The sequence below is a fragment of the Paenibacillus sp. Y301 genome (assembly GCF_059445505.1).
The window spans coordinates 147,638-163,664 of the sequence record NZ_JCAIUL010000009.1; the positions used below are offsets into that span (position 1 = coordinate 147,638).

A 16,027-nucleotide genomic window follows, 5' to 3' on the forward strand; every position below is an offset into this window, starting at 1 on the left:
CTTTCTTATATTCAAAAAAAGCCCCTTCTTCTGTCTAAACAGAGAATAGGCTAATTAAGATCTTTTAAGAGAATTGAGTGATAATCTGATGCAGTTGAGATAAATGGTCAATTTCGAAATTCGGAGTGATTTCAGGATCAGAAATTTTTCCAGTTCGATTAATCCATACCGTCTGAATCCCAGCAGCTAGACCCCCACGAATATCAGTCGTTAATTTATCCCCAACCATAAGGACTTGATCCTTACTAACACCTAAAATAGAGAGTGCATGATTAAAGATAGATACATCCGGTTTACCTTGTCCGAAATTTCCTGAGATGATGATCTCATCGAAATAAGGAGCAAGTTCTGGAACGCCGTCTAACTTCTCCTGTTGTAATGCTGGACATCCATTTGTTAATAAGAGCAATTTCACTTTTCCGCGTAATTCATCTAGCACTTTAAACGTTTCCTCATATACATGTGGCCGGGAACGTCGTTCCGCTGCGAACTGATCAGATAGTTCTTTTGCTAAACTCTCATCATCGATACCAAGTTTCAACAGACCAAGTCTCCAAGATTCTTTCCGATACAGAGGAACTAACTTTTCTAATTGACGAAATTCAGTCTGTTCTCCACCCGTAAAGTTCCCCCACAGACCTTCAAAAGGATTTATACCAATCTTGGTTGTAAAAGAATATGTCTCATACGACTCATATAGTGTTCGCGCTTCGCTTCTAACAGCTTCTTCTAATTGGATAGGATCGACTCCAGTAGCTTCAGCAGCTTTGTTACATGTAGCTTCAAAAGATTCCATCACACTGCGTTCATCCCATAACAAGGTATCATCTAAATCGAATATAACAGCATTTATCGACATCTCTCTACTTCTCTCCCTTGCCTATTACTTTTCGAAAGGTATATTGTTGACCTTTGCAAATTGTTCCAAACGTTCTCCCATAGCATTAACATCATAGCGGTTAAGGAGACGTGTAAATACCCAGTTCCCACCTTTACCCTTTTGTTCAATCACTACCGAACCTTTGGCAACTTTAATCTTAGTAATATCAGATGCCGGTACACTTCGAACTCTGTTTAATTTAGGTGTTTGTAGATTATCTTTATTGACAAGTAAATATGGACGTTTCAGATACAAAATGACACCTAACGCGATATAAGCAACCACTACAAACCAATTCATTAAAGCGTTAGTCTGTTGTTGTTCTTGCTCGGGAAGTGTGCTCGAAGCCCATGTAAGAAGTCCATATAATACGGCTAACATAATTAATACGAATGGAAAAATAATTTTACGTCCTTTAAAGCGATCTCCACTTACTACGGATCCAGTCGTTGATATACTCGATTGTCCTTGTTTCTTACGTTTCATATTAAGCTCTTTCTTATTCTTCTCTACCATTCTCTCCCACGAACGAGCCATGCGTTAGTCCCCCTTATAATGTAGCTTTACTTATTACCTTTTTGTTCAGAACTTGATGGTTCATCAACAATTTCAATAGAATCCAATTGTTGTCGGAAATTTCTCCGAATGTTCTGAAGATAGTTCTCGCGAAGACTCGCACGTTCTTGCAATTCATCCTCTGTTAACCCAACTGTTTTGTGCTTTTGGGCAAGTTCATTAATACGTTGTACCAAGTTGTCTATATCCATAAACCTTCCTCCAATCATGACTAACAGTACTAACTTTGCCATGATAAAAAGAGCTTGTCAAGGATTCCTCCTTACCAAGCTCTATTGTAAGTAATAATTCAGTATTGTGGTAACGACAGTATCTCTCCAGCCCTTATTACACCGTTAGATAATCCGTTTAAATGTCTTATTTCTTTAATATATACTCGGGTATCCATATTAGAAGGTTTCTCATTCAGAGCAATCTCCCAAAGAGTATCTCCTGGTTGAATAATTAGACGCTTCTCTTCCCGCAGTTCACTCGTGGAATTAGCAAATACACTTACCATACCTGTACAGCCTACTATAAATAATAGCATTAAACAAATTATCTTCTTCATCAATTGTTGTGAGATCAAACCCTTTACTCTATCACTCCATGTGTATGTATGTGTTTGCACTTGTGATTCACTATTCACCTTATAAATACTCTCGTAAGTACTGTATCTTAACATATTAACATCATCCCCCAAACATTCGTTCTTGTCTTTGAAATAACTATAACACGAACACTTGTTTTGTTCAAGACATTTTAGAACAGGTGTTCCCTATTATTTAGAACCTACGTTTGTGCGAACGGAAGTTCTATGTTATAATTTCCCGAAAGTCACTTTAATGAGGTGGGTACAATATGTCGAAGATATCTAGCCGACAACAAGCTATATTAGAATTCATACGTAACGAAGTACGTACTAAGGGATATCCGCCATCCGTGCGGGAAATCGGTGAAGCAGTAGGACTTGCTTCCAGTTCAACGGTTCATGGTCATCTAGACCGTCTAGAGAAGAAAGGCCTCATTCGAAGAGACCCAACGAAACCAAGAGCGATTGAAATTTTAGGACAAGACGACTCTGAGAATTCACATATGTTCACCCAGAGTGTATCTCGTGTTCCTATTGTCGGTAAGGTAACTGCTGGTGTACCTATTACTGCGACAGAGAATATCGAAGATTATTTCCCTCTACCCCAACATTTTGTGGGTGATGAGAAGGTATTTATGTTATCTGTTATGGGAGATAGTATGATTGAAGCAGGCATCCATGATGGAGACTTTGTAATCGTTCGTCAACAACAGACGGCTGATAACGGAGATATCGTTGTTGCGATGACAGAGGAAGATGAAGCTACGGTCAAGACCTTTTATAAAGAAAAGGATCATATCAGACTCCAACCCGAGAATCCAACTTACGAGGCTTTACGTTTAAATCATGTCACGATCCTCGGTAAGGTCGTTGGACTCTTCCGCGACATTCATTAAGCTATTATTATAATCATTTCATAATGACGTTTGAAAAGGATACGGTTGCTACCTTGCTGCTGTGTCCTTTTCTATGTAAATGTCGGGAAAAAAATCAGGAGGTATCAACATATGAGTGTTGTTGTTAAGATCGAGGTGGAACCCATATGAAAGCTAAGAAGCCAGCCGTCAAGATAGAGTCTCCCAAGATTCCGTTGGATTTACCAGACAACTCAGCTTTAGCAGCGGATATTCACAATGGAGAATGCATTGAACGAGGTAGATATCAAGATTGCCTCATGGACAATATTGAGTTGGATCGTGTTACTTTTGATGAAGTTCTCTTCACCAATGTAAATTTTTCGAATTCTAATTTTTCTAATCTGGAGCTTACCGATGTGATATTCGATAAATGTGATCTTTCTAATGCTGATTTCAGCAACTCAAGCATCCACAGAACAGAATTTCGAAACTGTAAGATGATCGGATTAAATTTATCGGAGACCACACTTCGAAATGTTGTTTTTCATACCTGTATGGGGGAACTTGCAAATTTCAGGTTTGCGAATATGAAACAAGTTAACATTGATGAATGCTCATTCTCTAGCACGGACTATTGTTACTCTACTTTTAGCAATGTGAATTTTGTGAAATCAGATATCGATCAATCTCAATTCTCGGGTGCAAAACACGGAGGAATTGACTTCAGTACCTGTGAGTTCAATTCATTAAGTATTAACCTGGATGATTTGAAGGGTTGTACCATCTCAAGAAACCAAGCTTATGTATTTGCAGGATTGCTGGAACTTGTAATTAAAGATTGAGATTTAAAGATTGAAAATAATGATATAAATATAGTCAATTCCCCGTAATTATATGTACACTACATTAAATCCTTTATAAGCCATCATGTTATAACGAAGTGCGTCCTTACTTTAAGAACGTACTTCCCTCTACTTGGAGTATCATATGGTTTCCCATAATTCTTATTGGTTTTATCACTACTTGCTTAGTCTACTCTAAAAAATATATACGTCTGCGTGGCGACATTCCCTCCCTATCTAGCATCTAAAAACCGAACCTGAAAAATCTAAAAGTTTGTGGGCATTTTGTGGGCAATCAAAGACGATAGCTCCAAAATGAGTAAATACCCACAAAAAGAAAAACCCCCAACGCTTAGAGCGTCAAGGGTTTAGAATACCTAGTACAACGTCATATATTGATCGCGTTCCCATTGGTGAACTTGTGTTCTAAACATATCCCACTCAATTTCTTTAAGCTCATAGAAATAAGCTAGAGCATGATCACCAAGAGCTGAAGTGATAACTTCGCTACGAATAAGTTCATTCAATGCTTCCTTCAAATCTGAAGGTAGACTTGGAATACCCTCTTCAATGCGTTCTTCTTCCGACATCACATAGATGTTACGGTCGATAGGCGCTGGTAATTTAAGTTCACGTTTGATTCCATCAAGACCCGCTTTGAGCATAACTGCAAGTGCGAGGTATGGATTAGCAGCAGGATCCGGATTACGTACTTCCACACGTGTGCTTAGTCCGCGTGATGCAGGAATACGAATCATTGGGCTACGGTTACTACCAGACCAAGCTACATAACAAGGAGCTTCATAACCAGGTACTAGACGTTTATAAGAGTTGACTGTTGGATTAGTGATCGCTGCAAAAGCACGAGCATGCTTCAGAACACCAGCCATATAGTGGCGAGCTGTTTTGCTCAATCCTAATTCATCACTTTCATCATAGAACGCATTCTCATTACCATTAAAGAGAGATTGGTGACAGTGCATACCTGAACCATTCACTCCATATAGAGGCTTAGGCATAAAGGTTGCATGAAGTCCATGCTCACGAGCAATGGTTTTAACAACCAATTTGAACGTTTGTATTTGGTCAGCCGCTTTGATAGCATCTTCATATTTAAAGTCAATCTCATGTTGACCTGGAGCTACTTCGTGATGAGAAGCTTCAACTTCAAATCCCATTTCTTCAAGTGTTAGAACAATCTCACGACGACAGTTCTCACCAAGATCCATAGGGGCAAGGTCAAAGTATCCACCTTGGTCATTCAATTCAGTCGTTGGATTACCATTCGCATCTGTTTTGAATAAGAAGAATTCAGGTTCTGGACCAACCATCATGGATGTATAGCCCATTTCTTCAGCTTCCTTCAAATTGCGTTTCAAAATACCACGTGGATCTCCAGCAAATGGTGTTCCGTCTGGCATGTAAATATCACAAATCAAACGCGCGATACGATCTTCTGCTACCCATGGAAATACAACCCATGTGTCAAGATCAGGATACAAATACATGTCTGATTCTTCGATACGTACATAACCTTCAATAGAAGAACCGTCAAACATCATTTTGTTATCTACGGCTTTCTTCAATTGGCTCACAGGGATTTCTACGTTCTTAATCGTTCCTAGCAAATCGGTAAATTGTAAGCGAACGAACCGTACATTCTCTTCTTTTGCCATGTTTAGGATATCTTCTTTTGAATAACTCACAGAACCTCTCCCTTTCTCTTCTGGAAATACTTACTCACTTAATTTATTTATTAAAAAACCGAGACAATTCTCCTTGAATTAAAGACACTTGCCCCGGTCTTTTACCAGCTACAAGTTGCTGTTTCAGTAAACGGTGAAGCTGTGAATCCGATAATTCCCTACGTTTAACTTCAGTATCTGGTGTAATGACTGTTGCTTCTTCAGATTCCTTCGTCACAGGGTTCATGACCTGCTTAATACCAGCAATATTAACACCCTTCTCAATAAGGGCCTTAATCTCAAGCAATCTTTCCACATCGTTAAAAGAAAACAATCGTTGATTCCCAGCCGTACGTGCAGGAACAATCAAATGATGTTGTTCATAATAACGAATCTGCCTTGCCGATAGATCTGTTAACTTCATTACGATACCAATCGGGAATAAAGCCATATTTCTACGAATTTCATCACCCATGACTCATCAACCTTCCAATGATCTAATATCTATCATTGTACAATTCATGATATGTTGTGTCAAGGGTATGTTAGATAAACTCACAATAATTTTCTATCTATCATGGTTTGAATCGCCTTAAGGACACCGTACTTAACATGCGAATAGGTTAACCCACCCTGCATATAACCTATGTACGGATCTCGTATGGGCGCATCCGCTGATAATTCAAGACTACCTCCTTGAATAAAGGTACCTGCTGCCATGATGACTGGATGTTCATATCCCGGCATGTCCCATGGTTCAGGAACGACATGACTATCCACTGCTGATGCTTGTTGAATCCCTTGTACAAAGGCAATTAGATGCTCTGGTCCTGTGAAGGATATGGCTTGAATAAGGTCCGTGCGCTTCTCATACCAAGCAGGCTTCGTAATAAATCCAACTTTTTCAAACATAGCAGATGCAAAAATACTACCTTTAACAGCTTGTCCTACAAGCGTAGGAGCAAGGAATAGTCCCTGGTAGATTCCTCTAGTTGTTCCTAACATTGCACCTACTTCTCCACCGATTCCGGGTGCTGTCAGACGATAAGATGCTAATTCAACGTAGTCTTTCTTCCCACAGATATAACCACCTGTCTCTGCGATGCCACCTCCAGGATTCTTTATTAAAGAACCTGCCATAAGATCAGCACCTACATTGGTAGGTTCGATCACTTCTGTAAATTCACCGTAGCAGTTATCTACGAATACGATAACCTCTGGTTTAATCGCTTTTACACGTCGAATCATTTCACCAATCTGTTCCACTGTGAATGATGATCGCCAATCATAACCTCTCGAACGTTGTATTCCTATGACTTTGGTCGCTGATGTAATCCCGTTCTCAACAGCCTCCCAATCCACATTTCCATCCTCTAGTAGGGCTGCTTCTCGATAAGTAATCCCGAAATCTAATAGTGAACCAGAGCCATCGCCAACGGAACCTATCACCTTATGAAGCGTATCATAGGGACGACCCGTAATATAAAATAATTCATCTCCAGGGCGCAACACTCCAAAAAGGGCCGTAGATATGGTATGTGTCCCTGAGGCAAAATGAGGTCTAACAAGAGCTGCTTCAGCACCAAACACGTCTGCATATACTAAATCAAGCACTTCACGGCCTCGATCATTGTAGGCGTAGCCTGTAGACCCAGCAAAGTGAAAATCACTCACATGATGATTCTGAAATGCATCAATAACTTTCCATTGATTCTGATCTACGATGTTATCTACCGCTTGAATCTGATCTTTGATCTGAAGTTCTACCGATTTCATGTCATTCTCTAGTTGTTCTGTAAATCTTGCCATTTCTGTTCCATTCTCCCTTGCTTGTAGTCATCAAACCAACACGGATTGCATGTAGTATGCAATCCGTGAATTTTAAAGGTGTATTATGACTCAATGTATTCTTGAAGCATATAACCATTCTTCTCATAATCATCTTTATGAAGCAGTACCTCATAAAGTGTATCACTACCATCAAACTCTTGATTAACAATTTCACCAACACGATACAACAACGCTACAATATCTCCACGACTTGCAGGAATCCGGAAGGTAATGGTGTCCCCCGTTAACGTGGTCTGGATTGCATCTCGTATCAACGCCAGATCCTCTTCATCAAAGGCACTGATCGTCAAATGCCCTTCAACTGTATTAAGCATTTCTAGTTGCTCTGGTGTACAACGATCCTTTTTGTTAAAGAGTACGATTTGTGGTTTATCCGATGCACCTAATTCCTCAAGGATCGACTGAACCACCGCCATTTGATCTTCTCTCATTTCTGATGAAGCATCCACCACATGAAGAATGAGATTTGCTTCATTTACTTCCTCCAACGTAGCACGGAAAGCAGCAATAAGATCATGAGGTAGATTTTGAATAAATCCAACAGTATCCGTGATCACTACTTCTTTACCCGTGGGAAGCTCTAATATGCGAGAAGTTGGATCTAGTGTTGCGAATAATTGATCCTGAATATATACGTCTGCATCTGTAAGTTCTTTTAGTAATGTCGATTTACCCGCATTCGTATATCCCACAAGTGCCACTTGAAAGACACCGCTCTTCTGTCTGCGTTCGCGATACAATGTTCGGTGACGGGTGATCTCTTCCAACTGATCCTTTAAATCGTTAACACGATTCCGAATATGACGTCTATCCATCTCTAGCTTACTTTCACCCGGACCCCGGGTCCCAATCCCCCCACCCAGACGGGAAAGGTTCGTGCTTTGTCCAGAGAGTCGTGGTAGCAAATAAGTTAACTGCGCCAGTTCTACCTGAATAATTCCTTCACGCGTTTTAGCTCTTTGGGCAAAAATATCAAGGATTAACTGCGTTCTGTCAATAATCTTTACATCTAGACTTTCCTCTAAGTGACGAACCTGAGCTCCAGATAGCTCATGATCAAAAATGGCCGTATTGGCATCAACAGCTTCCATAGCCATTCGCAATTCTTCCACTTTACCTTTTCCAATGAAAAATCTAGGATCTGGTTTCTGCAGATTCTGACTAAGCGTATCCATAACTTCTACCCCAGCTGTTTCAGCCAACTGCACTAATTCATGAAGAGAGTATTCTGGATTAATCCCCTTTTTCTTAACCGAATCCGTAACTAGACTAACTAGTACCGCGCGGTCAGGAATATCTGTTTCTGTATCAAACGTGATGTTATTTGCCATGAATTAAATTACCCCTTTATCTGCTTTCAATATAAATGAACGGATGGGTTGAACTCCATTTGAGTCAAATGCTCGAGGTAGACTTAGAATCGAACTTGAAATCTTCTGTACGCAGAGTCATGAGTTCTTGTTTGCCCGGATTACTATTTGAATATTGGTTCAGCAGGCGTACAGCATGATTACGTATCGATTTCTCGATCATATTCCGCACATATCTTGCATTGCTAAATGCATGTAAACTCTCGTTCTTTTCATGTGTAATATGTTGTCTTAATTTAAGTATCGCCTGTGGCATTAGAATATACTCTCGATCTTTAGCCATCAATTCCGAAATTTGAATCAATTGATCAATCGAGTAATCCGAGAAATCAACCTGAATGGGGAAACGGGAAGGAAGTCCAGGGTTCGTCTGTAAGAAGTAGTCCATCTCCTCGCAATAACCAGCAAGTATCAGAATGAATTGATTCTTATGATCCTCCATCGCTTTCACCAATGTATCGATAGCCTCTTTACCGAAATCTTTCTCCCCACCACGAGCTAGACTATAAGCTTCATCAATGAAAAGAATGCCTCCTAATGCCTTCTTAACAAGATCTCTCGTTTTTTGGGCCGTATGCCCAATATACTCTCCTACCAGATCGGCGCGTTCAACTTCGATCAAATGACCCTTACTAAGGACACCCATTTTTTGAAAAAGTTTGGCGATGATTCTCGCAACAGTTGTCTTTCCTGTTCCAGGATTACCTTTAAAAATCATGTGATACACATGACCTCCACTTGCAAGTCCTGCATCAGAACGCATTAAAGCAACTTGAAGAAGTGCATAAATCTCAAAGACTAACTCTTTAATATTATCCAATCCTATAAGTTGTTCCAACTCTCGTTGAATTTCCTGATACATGCCTTGCTCAGGAATACCCTTTGGGACTTTCAAAGGCTCTCTTTCTGGGGCAACATTGCTCTGTATAGGTGATTCTTGGCTACGTAATACAACATTGATTTGTCTAGACGGCCTACCCTCAGGCTGGCTGTTTGAGGCCATGACACGTCCGCTCATGCACCCATCACCTCATTATCTACCGGGATGATATCTCTATTCAATGTATTCAAACTTACGTAGGGTTATTAACAGATTCGAATGATTTCCATCCAAGCCTTAGAATCAATTCATCTAGCTTCCATTTAGAATATGCCAGAACCTCTCTACTCTTATGAAAAGACATCCGAAGAACTTTCGATTCGGTCGTTGATAATAGAGGATGATCATACCCTAAATATTCTGCTATTTCGAGAGAACGCATTCCGTGATATGTATGTGTTATGATGACAGCTGATTTCCAATCACGTTGCTCCATAATGTGTTGGCTAAATTGAAGGTTCTCCAAAGTACTTGTGGCTTTGTTCTCCACAATGATGAATTCATCCGATACACCATGGTCTAAGAGGTATTGGCGCATCCCTTCAGCCTCAGTGAAATTGAAATCAGGCTGATCCAATCCCCCGCTTACAATAAAATGATCGAATTTACCCTCATGATATTGCTGTAGTCCATAATCCAATCTCTCACGAAGACTTGGGCTTGGGGAATCACCCCACATGGAAGAACCAAGAATGATGCCGACATCTACTGACTCTCTCATATCGGAATTTTGTACATGATTAATCTTCCATAATACATAACCTAACCAACTAAGAATGAGGAGACATACGATTAAAATGAAGACTAGAATTCTCTTAAATGCACGGTGCCGTTTCGGGCTTTTACGAATTAAAGATGTGTTATAAATAAGAATCATGAGTTCCTCCTGAATTCACCGTTCTCAAACAATTGTTTACGGTGTTCCAATGACATCAGGAAATAAGGGAAATGGTGCGAGTCAATTTCATGTAGTAAATGTTGTGCCGTTGACATAGCTAATTGATAGTCATCTTCATTTATGTCGTTCCGATTCAATGCATCTTCCAGTTCGTCTTCATCAAGAAGAAATACTTCACCGTTTCGAAGAACAACAACATCTAAATACAAATCATCAAACCAAGGCACCCCTTGGTCCGTTACTCCCTGTATTTTGCATGTATCAATATACCATTGAATGATTTCTTGCCGCTCATCAAACATCGCAGTCACAATATAATGACTATTCTTAGGATAATATTGCAACCAAGAATACCCTTTGTCTGCAATTTTGTACGTATGGCTGCCATAAGTCTTCCATAGCGGTTCCTTTAGGTTATAAATCGTATATAACGTTATATACCCAGTAAACCTCTCGGACTCAACATAACGGCAGGTAAAGCGTCGACGTGAAATTCTGCGCCAGTTCGCACGATCTCCAAATTTACGTTTCATGGAAATTACCCTCTCCAATATGTTAGCTACAGCTTAACACATTTGTGAATCACACTCAAAAATAAGTGCTCTCTAGCACAATTCCAACTACCTATTTCTTGATTATACAACACAGACCAATATAACTTACATTGTTTTAGATGAATGATTCAAATAAAACTTATATTTCCTTATCTTTTAAAAAAGACAACAAGAAAGCCCCCAGGTGGGAGCTTTCTTGTTGTCTTTATGGGGTTTATGGAGTTGTGGTGCCCGCAGGATCTACAACACCTAGTGTGTCTGTAGAGGTTGATGCAGGATCTAGAGGTGGCGTCACACCCGAATCGACGCCATCTGGTGGTGTTCCTGGATCCACTGGGGTGATATCGGATGGTGGCGTCACGCCACCCGTATCTGGGTTATTCTCACCCGGATTCGTGCCACCCTCTGTACCACCGTTGCCATTGCCGTTATTCCCATTTTCATTGTTACCATTGCCATTGCCGTTATTCCCGTTTTCATTGTTACCATTTCCGTTGTTACCATTCCCGTTGTTACCATTCCCGTTATTCCCATTCTGGTTACCATTACCATTACCGTTACCATTACCGTTACCATTACCGTTATTCATGTCTGGAGGTACGACCTCAGGCTCTGGTATAACTTCAGGTTCTAACGGTTCCGTAAATATTTGAAACAAATTAGATTTGTCTGATTCTACTCCCGTATCTGGTTTATACACCGTTACGTAATATTCGTACGTAAATCCTTCTAACACATCCACATCTTCTGTGTTATCTGGTGATGCATTATCCTGAATTAAGCTGTATTGACTTTCAGAGGATTCCTTACGATACACACGATACTCAATATTATTATCATCTACTCCATTCCAAGTAAGAGATACAATTTGTGTATTTAGATCATAAGAACCACTTAACCCTGTTGCGACAGATGCTACTTCTGGTTCAGGCGTTGGTTCAGGTTTTTTCGTATTTTTAGGAGCAGGGAAACTCTTCTCTTCAAAACCTTGTACAGCCTGTTCCATGACTTTCCCCCAGAAAGATGCTGCTAGGGAACTACTCTTCTTAAGCAAATGTTTAGCATCTGGTTTATCATAACCCATCCATACGGCTGCAGTTAATTCTGGTGTGTAACCCACAAACCATACATCACGGTTCGAACTGTTACCTTTGATACCGCTCTGAGTCGTACCTGTTTTACCTGCAACAGGTCTACTTATAGCTGCCTTTTTCCCGGTACCACTCTCAACAACATTCCTCATCATATCCGTCATCTGATAAGAAGTCTCTTCGCTCATTACTTCTTTGCCATTCTTCTTATGCTCATATTTAACTTCATCATCACTATTCTTAATCTGTTTAATGGCATAGGCTTCATTCAATGTCCCGCCATTTGCGAATGCGCTGTATGCTTGAGCCATCTCTAGCGTATTCGTACCAGAACTAAGACCACCTAGCGCTAATGATAAGTTTTTATCTTCAGGCTTAAGAGGTATGCCCATTTTCTGTGCGAATTTAAATCCAGTACTTACACCAATTTCATTCAGCAGCCATACCGCCGGAATATTCTCTGACTTTTGAATGGCATCTGGCATACTAATGGTATCGGAATATCCATGTAGGTTACCTGGACAGTAATCTGAGAAACATTGCTTCTGATTATTAAGAAGCGAATCTTGTGTAAATTGTCCTGACTCTAACGCTGGAGCATAAGAAACAATAGGTTTAAAAGCTGAACCTGGCTGTCTCCGGCTGCTTGTAACCCGACTATATCCCTTACGTTCATAGTCTCTACCACCCAATAGGGCCACAATAGCTCCTGAGTCATTGTTCATGATCACCATAGAAGCTTGTACCTGCGTGTCATCTACACTTTTCTCGAAGTTGTCATCATCAGCGAATTCTTTTTCAAGCACTTTCTGTGCATCAGCATCCATCGTTGTATAAATCTTATATCCGCCGACGTTTAGATCATCTTGAGACAAGCCCGTAACTTCCTCAGCCTCACTCATGACATAATCCATAAATGCAAGGTACTGTTGTTTCTTCGCAGGTGGTGTATAGTCATACACCACCTTTTTAGCTTCTTCTCTCTCTGCACTTGTAATGTAACCTTGTTCTTCCATCAATTGAAGAACCACAGACCGACGTTGCATGGAGAGCTCCGGATTGCGAAGAGGGTTATATTTGCTTGGTCCTTTTGGCATCGCCGCTAATGTGGCCATCTGCCAAATCTTTAAATCATTCAGATCACTTTTTCCAAAGTAATACTCAGAAGCAGCCTTGATCCCATAAATTTGGCCACCAAAGTTAATGCGGTTGAGATACATCGTTATGATCTCGTCTTTTGTCTGGTTACGCTCGAGTGCCATGGCAATCGATACTTCCGTTGCTTTCCGGAAAAACGTCTTGTCACGGGTTAAGAATATATTCTTAGCAAGCTGTTGCGTAAGGGTACTTCCACCCTCTACTTTTGCTCTAGCGATAATGTCCTTAACCGCTGCACGTCCAATGGATAAAATATCCACTCCACTATGCTCGTAGAAACGCTTGTCTTCTGTCGCCACGAACGCATCTATTAGCAACTGTGGAATTTGATCGAAATCAACTGGGTCACTTTTTTGAATGGATAGTTCCCCCATTAATTTCCCATTTCTGTCATACACTTTGGAATTTTCATTGACAACCATTTTATCTTTATTTTCATTATAAAGTTTTTCACCATTGACAGTAATATACAAGTATCCTGCTAGAGCACAAAAGATTGCAATTGCTGCTGTAAAAAACAACGTCCAAAACACTCGTTTTTTTGTTAGTCGTTTCTTCTTTTTCTTTTTGGGCTGTTCTCTATTTCTATTATTTGCACTATTCGCATTATTTGCGTTAGCCCTCGTAGGCCGATCGTTCGCCATATCATTGCCCTCCCTAACCCCTTGATTCTAGTATCGGAATGAAAAGAACAACCCATAATAGGTTGCTCATTGTCTTTTTCCTATTCTTTTAAACGAAGAAACATTATAAAAGGTTTCATTTTTTTGTTTTATGCCTCAGTTGAAGGTTCCTGCATAAGAGATACATTACGCTGTGGAGTAATCGTTGAGATTGCATGCTTAAATAGCATTTGTTGGCGACCTTCACTATCCACTACAACCGTAAAGTTATCGAATGCTTTGATTGTTCCTCTGATCTGAAAACCGTTCACCAAGAAAATGGTAACAGAGATGTTTTCTTTACGTAATTGATTTAAAAAAGTATCCTGGATATTAATGGATTTGTTCATTAGCCGTACCCCCAATGATTCAATTAGATTGTTTAGATATATATTCAATATCTGAAAGAAACTTTCCTGCTATTATATCACGAATCCGTGCGAAATTCTCAGAGAAATTTGCTACGTCCGTAACATCAACCCATGAAATGTCCTTCATATGGCGGAACCAGGATAATTGTCGCTTAGCAAACCTACGTGTATCCCGTTTCAATAACGTTATTGTTTCTTCCCATGTTAACTCTTCTTGCAAGTAGGCTATGATCTCTTTGTAACCTAAACCTTGCATCGAGATTAAACCTGGTCCGTAACCCCTTTGAATTAATGATTTCACTTCTTCTACTAATCCTTGTTCAATCATTTCATCAATACGAGCTTCAATACGTTTATATAGCATTTGCCTATCCATTGTCAAACCTAATATACATAAATCATAGGGAGATTCTTTCTTTTGGGCAGCCATTTGATCCGAAAGAGTCCTATTCGTGAGATGATATATTTCCAAAGCTCGGACGATTCTTCGCTGATCATTTGCATGTAATCTCTCAGCACTAATCGGGTCTACAAGCTTTAATCGATCGTGTAAAGCCTCTGCGCCAAAGCTCTCTGCGTAAGCGAATTGTTCATTTCGAAATTCTTCATCTGCGCCTACATCGGTAAATTGAAAATCATAACAGACGGATTCAATATACAGCCCGGTCCCTCCAACAATAAAAGGAATCTTCCCTCTTGCGTGAATCTCTTCAATGAGTCGTCGACTCTGCTCTTGAAATTCGGCGACAGAATACGGATCATCTGGATCATGAATGTCTATCAGATGATGTGGGATACCTTCCATTTCATCTTTCGAGATTTTGGCAGTACCAATATCCATTTGGCGGTATACCTGCATAGAATCACCTGAAATAATTTCACAGCCATAATGTTTTGCAATTTCAATACTCATCTTTGTCTTTCCGACGGCGGTAGGACCTAATAACACGAGTAGAGAAGGTTTAGTCTCTATTGTCAAGGAATATCACTCCATACGTGATTTTTGAATTGTTTCGCTCTATCATCTGGAAGCCAAGTCGTGCAAATTCAGGACTACCCCACTTCTCTTTTAACACAACCGACTTTCTAGCCACGCGTATCGCTTCTTGTATACTATCTAAGCTAAGTGCATCACTATTGGCGAATTCTCTTAACGGATTAATCGCTGCAGATGCCATTAAAGGTTCCCGAAACATCGGATCAAAGTATACAACATCTACACTCTTATCCGGCATGTCTCTTAATACATCTAGATGATGTCCCTGCTTCACTTCGATTCGTCGCATCGCTTGGTTCACTTCCTCAAGATCTGTGACGTAATGTCCCAAACCTTCTTTCAACAGGGCTGCCAAGTCACCCGAACTCTCCAATGACATCACTTTACCTTCAGGGCCGGCTTTTACAGCAAAAACAAGAGAGTCACTTCCCAGACCAGCCGTGCAATCTAACACTGTGTCTCCTACTTGCATCCCTGTTGCATCTAACATAGGATCATTGTCGCCTTTAATCACACGTTTTACTCTCACATAACCCATACTTGGGTGATATTCGATCGGCGGATGTCCAGGTCTGACTAACCTAGCGCCACCATCCAGCACAATGAGTGCTACTGTATCTCCTGATGATTGAACTAGCTTCTTTACAGATGATCTCTGGCGCGGTACATAACGGAATCCTGTATCTAGAGCTAATGCCTTAGCACGCTCCACCAATCTTTCTGTAGCCTCGCTTCTTCCTGTTGTAATAATCATGTTTTTCTCCTGTCATATGTGAATACAAGT

General features: G+C 40.3%; 17 protein-coding genes. 2 read left to right on the forward strand and 15 right to left on the reverse strand.

Going from position 1 to position 16,027, the window contains the following annotated elements:
• Positions 1 to 64: 64 nt before the first annotated feature.
• The 4 genes from AC1D69_RS16615 to AC1D69_RS16630 form a co-directional block, all read right to left on the reverse strand.
• Positions 65 to 859, reverse strand: a complete 795-nt coding sequence (locus tag AC1D69_RS16615; RefSeq protein WP_495457261.1) for an HAD family hydrolase — start codon at positions 857 to 859, stop codon at positions 65 to 67.
• A gap of 24 nt (positions 860 to 883) precedes the next feature.
• Positions 884 to 1,417, reverse strand: coding sequence for a hypothetical protein (locus AC1D69_RS16620; protein WP_495457262.1), 534 nt, complete (start codon positions 1,415 to 1,417; stop codon positions 884 to 886).
• Positions 1,418 to 1,443: 26 nt separating this feature from the next.
• A complete protein-coding gene (locus tag AC1D69_RS16625) occupies positions 1,444 to 1,647 on the reverse strand; it encodes a DUF896 domain-containing protein (RefSeq protein WP_495457349.1) in 204 nt (67 codons plus the stop codon).
• Positions 1,648 to 1,745: 98 nt separating this feature from the next.
• Positions 1,746 to 2,006 (reverse strand): LysM peptidoglycan-binding domain-containing protein, encoded by a 261-nt coding sequence (locus AC1D69_RS16630; RefSeq protein ID WP_495457263.1) that lies wholly within the window; start codon positions 2,004 to 2,006, stop codon positions 1,746 to 1,748.
• Between the two features lie 290 nt (positions 2,007 to 2,296).
• Between AC1D69_RS16630 and lexA the strand changes: the two genes are divergently transcribed.
• The gene (lexA, locus tag AC1D69_RS16635) at positions 2,297 to 2,923 is read left to right on the forward strand and encodes a transcriptional repressor LexA (RefSeq protein WP_495457264.1); all 627 of its coding nucleotides are present in this window, start codon (positions 2,297 to 2,299) and stop codon (positions 2,921 to 2,923) included.
• Positions 2,924 to 3,069: 146 nt separating this feature from the next.
• Positions 3,070 to 3,726 (forward strand): pentapeptide repeat-containing protein, encoded by a 657-nt coding sequence (locus tag AC1D69_RS16640; protein WP_495457265.1) that lies wholly within the window; start codon positions 3,070 to 3,072, stop codon positions 3,724 to 3,726.
• 377 nt (positions 3,727 to 4,103) lie between these two features.
• On the opposite strand, the gene glnA is transcribed toward AC1D69_RS16640, so the two are convergent.
• The 11 genes from glnA to AC1D69_RS16695 all read right to left on the reverse strand — a co-directional run bounded on the left by glnA (position 4,104) and on the right by AC1D69_RS16695 (position 15,997).
• Entirely contained in the window at positions 4,104 to 5,432 is a 1,329-nt protein-coding gene (glnA, locus tag AC1D69_RS16645; RefSeq protein ID WP_495457266.1) for a type I glutamate--ammonia ligase, read from the reverse strand.
• A 43-nt stretch (positions 5,433 to 5,475) separates the two neighbouring features.
• Positions 5,476 to 5,886 carry a MerR family transcriptional regulator gene (locus tag AC1D69_RS16650; protein WP_495457267.1) on the reverse strand — a complete coding sequence of 137 codons (411 nt, stop codon included), beginning with the start codon at positions 5,884 to 5,886 and terminating at the stop codon, positions 5,476 to 5,478.
• 80 nt (positions 5,887 to 5,966) lie between these two features.
• Positions 5,967 to 7,187 (reverse strand): methionine gamma-lyase family protein, encoded by a 1,221-nt coding sequence (locus AC1D69_RS16655; RefSeq protein ID WP_495457350.1) that lies wholly within the window; start codon positions 7,185 to 7,187, stop codon positions 5,967 to 5,969.
• Between the two features lie 116 nt (positions 7,188 to 7,303).
• On the reverse strand, positions 7,304 to 8,593 hold the full coding sequence (hflX, locus tag AC1D69_RS16660) for a GTPase HflX (RefSeq protein ID WP_495457268.1): 1,290 nt from the start codon (positions 8,591 to 8,593) through the stop codon (positions 7,304 to 7,306).
• 64 nt (positions 8,594 to 8,657) lie between these two features.
• Positions 8,658 to 9,650, reverse strand: a complete 993-nt coding sequence (locus AC1D69_RS16665) for an AAA family ATPase (protein WP_495457269.1) — start codon at positions 9,648 to 9,650, stop codon at positions 8,658 to 8,660.
• A gap of 55 nt (positions 9,651 to 9,705) precedes the next feature.
• A complete protein-coding gene (locus tag AC1D69_RS16670) occupies positions 9,706 to 10,389 on the reverse strand; it encodes a YdcF family protein (RefSeq protein ID WP_495457270.1) in 684 nt (227 codons plus the stop codon).
• Positions 10,386 to 10,943, reverse strand: a complete 558-nt coding sequence (locus AC1D69_RS16675) for a ribonuclease FAU-1 family protein (RefSeq protein ID WP_495457271.1) — start codon at positions 10,941 to 10,943, stop codon at positions 10,386 to 10,388. The genes AC1D69_RS16670 and AC1D69_RS16675 overlap by 4 nt, the downstream gene beginning before the upstream one ends.
• 235 nt (positions 10,944 to 11,178) lie before the next feature.
• Entirely contained in the window at positions 11,179 to 13,857 is a 2,679-nt protein-coding gene (locus AC1D69_RS16680; protein WP_495457272.1) for a PBP1A family penicillin-binding protein, read from the reverse strand.
• Positions 13,858 to 13,985: 128 nt separating this feature from the next.
• Complete coding sequence (gene hfq / locus AC1D69_RS16685) at positions 13,986 to 14,225, reverse strand: RNA chaperone Hfq (protein ID WP_068585714.1); 240 nt, start codon at positions 14,223 to 14,225, stop codon at positions 13,986 to 13,988.
• A gap of 19 nt (positions 14,226 to 14,244) precedes the next feature.
• Positions 14,245 to 15,225: a tRNA (adenosine(37)-N6)-dimethylallyltransferase MiaA gene (gene miaA / locus AC1D69_RS16690; RefSeq protein WP_495457273.1), complete on the reverse strand. Its 981-nt coding sequence runs from the start codon at positions 15,223 to 15,225 to the stop codon at positions 14,245 to 14,247.
• The gene (locus AC1D69_RS16695) at positions 15,209 to 15,997 is read right to left on the reverse strand and encodes a class I SAM-dependent methyltransferase (RefSeq protein WP_495457274.1); all 789 of its coding nucleotides are present in this window, start codon (positions 15,995 to 15,997) and stop codon (positions 15,209 to 15,211) included. Before AC1D69_RS16695 ends, miaA begins: the two co-directional genes overlap by 17 nt.
• Between the last annotated feature and the right edge of the window lie 30 nt (positions 15,998 to 16,027).

Coding starts and splice junctions, on each gene's coding strand:
- AC1D69_RS16680 (WP_495457272.1), bottom strand. CDS start 13,857: ATGGCGAACGATCGGCCTACGAGGGCTAACGCAAATAATGCGAATAGT.
- AC1D69_RS16630 (WP_495457263.1), bottom strand. CDS start 2,006: ATGAAGAAGATAATTTGTTTAATGCTATTATTTATAGTAGGCTGTACA.
- hflX (WP_495457268.1), bottom strand. CDS start 8,593: ATGGCAAATAACATCACGTTTGATACAGAAACAGATATTCCTGACCGC.
- AC1D69_RS16620 (WP_495457262.1), bottom strand. CDS start 1,417: ATGGCTCGTTCGTGGGAGAGAATGGTAGAGAAGAATAAGAAAGAGCTT.
- AC1D69_RS16650 (WP_495457267.1), bottom strand. CDS start 5,886: ATGGGTGATGAAATTCGTAGAAATATGGCTTTATTCCCGATTGGTATC.
- AC1D69_RS16655 (WP_495457350.1), bottom strand. CDS start 7,187: ATGAAATCGGTAGAACTTCAGATCAAAGATCAGATTCAAGCGGTAGAT.
- AC1D69_RS16670 (WP_495457270.1), bottom strand. CDS start 10,389: ATGATTCTTATTTATAACACATCTTTAATTCGTAAAAGCCCGAAACGG.
- AC1D69_RS16615 (WP_495457261.1), bottom strand. CDS start 859: ATGTCGATAAATGCTGTTATATTCGATTTAGATGATACCTTGTTATGG.
- AC1D69_RS16675 (WP_495457271.1), bottom strand. CDS start 10,943: ATGAAACGTAAATTTGGAGATCGTGCGAACTGGCGCAGAATTTCACGT.
- AC1D69_RS16695 (WP_495457274.1), bottom strand. CDS start 15,997: ATGATTATTACAACAGGAAGAAGCGAGGCTACAGAAAGATTGGTGGAG.
- hfq (WP_068585714.1), bottom strand. CDS start 14,225: ATGAACAAATCCATTAATATCCAGGATACTTTTTTAAATCAATTACGT.
- AC1D69_RS16665 (WP_495457269.1), bottom strand. CDS start 9,650: ATGAGCGGACGTGTCATGGCCTCAAACAGCCAGCCTGAGGGTAGGCCG.
- AC1D69_RS16625 (WP_495457349.1), bottom strand. CDS start 1,647: ATGGATATAGACAACTTGGTACAACGTATTAATGAACTTGCCCAAAAG.
- AC1D69_RS16640 (WP_495457265.1), top strand. CDS start 3,070: ATGAAAGCTAAGAAGCCAGCCGTCAAGATAGAGTCTCCCAAGATTCCG.
- lexA (WP_495457264.1), top strand. CDS start 2,297: ATGTCGAAGATATCTAGCCGACAACAAGCTATATTAGAATTCATACGT.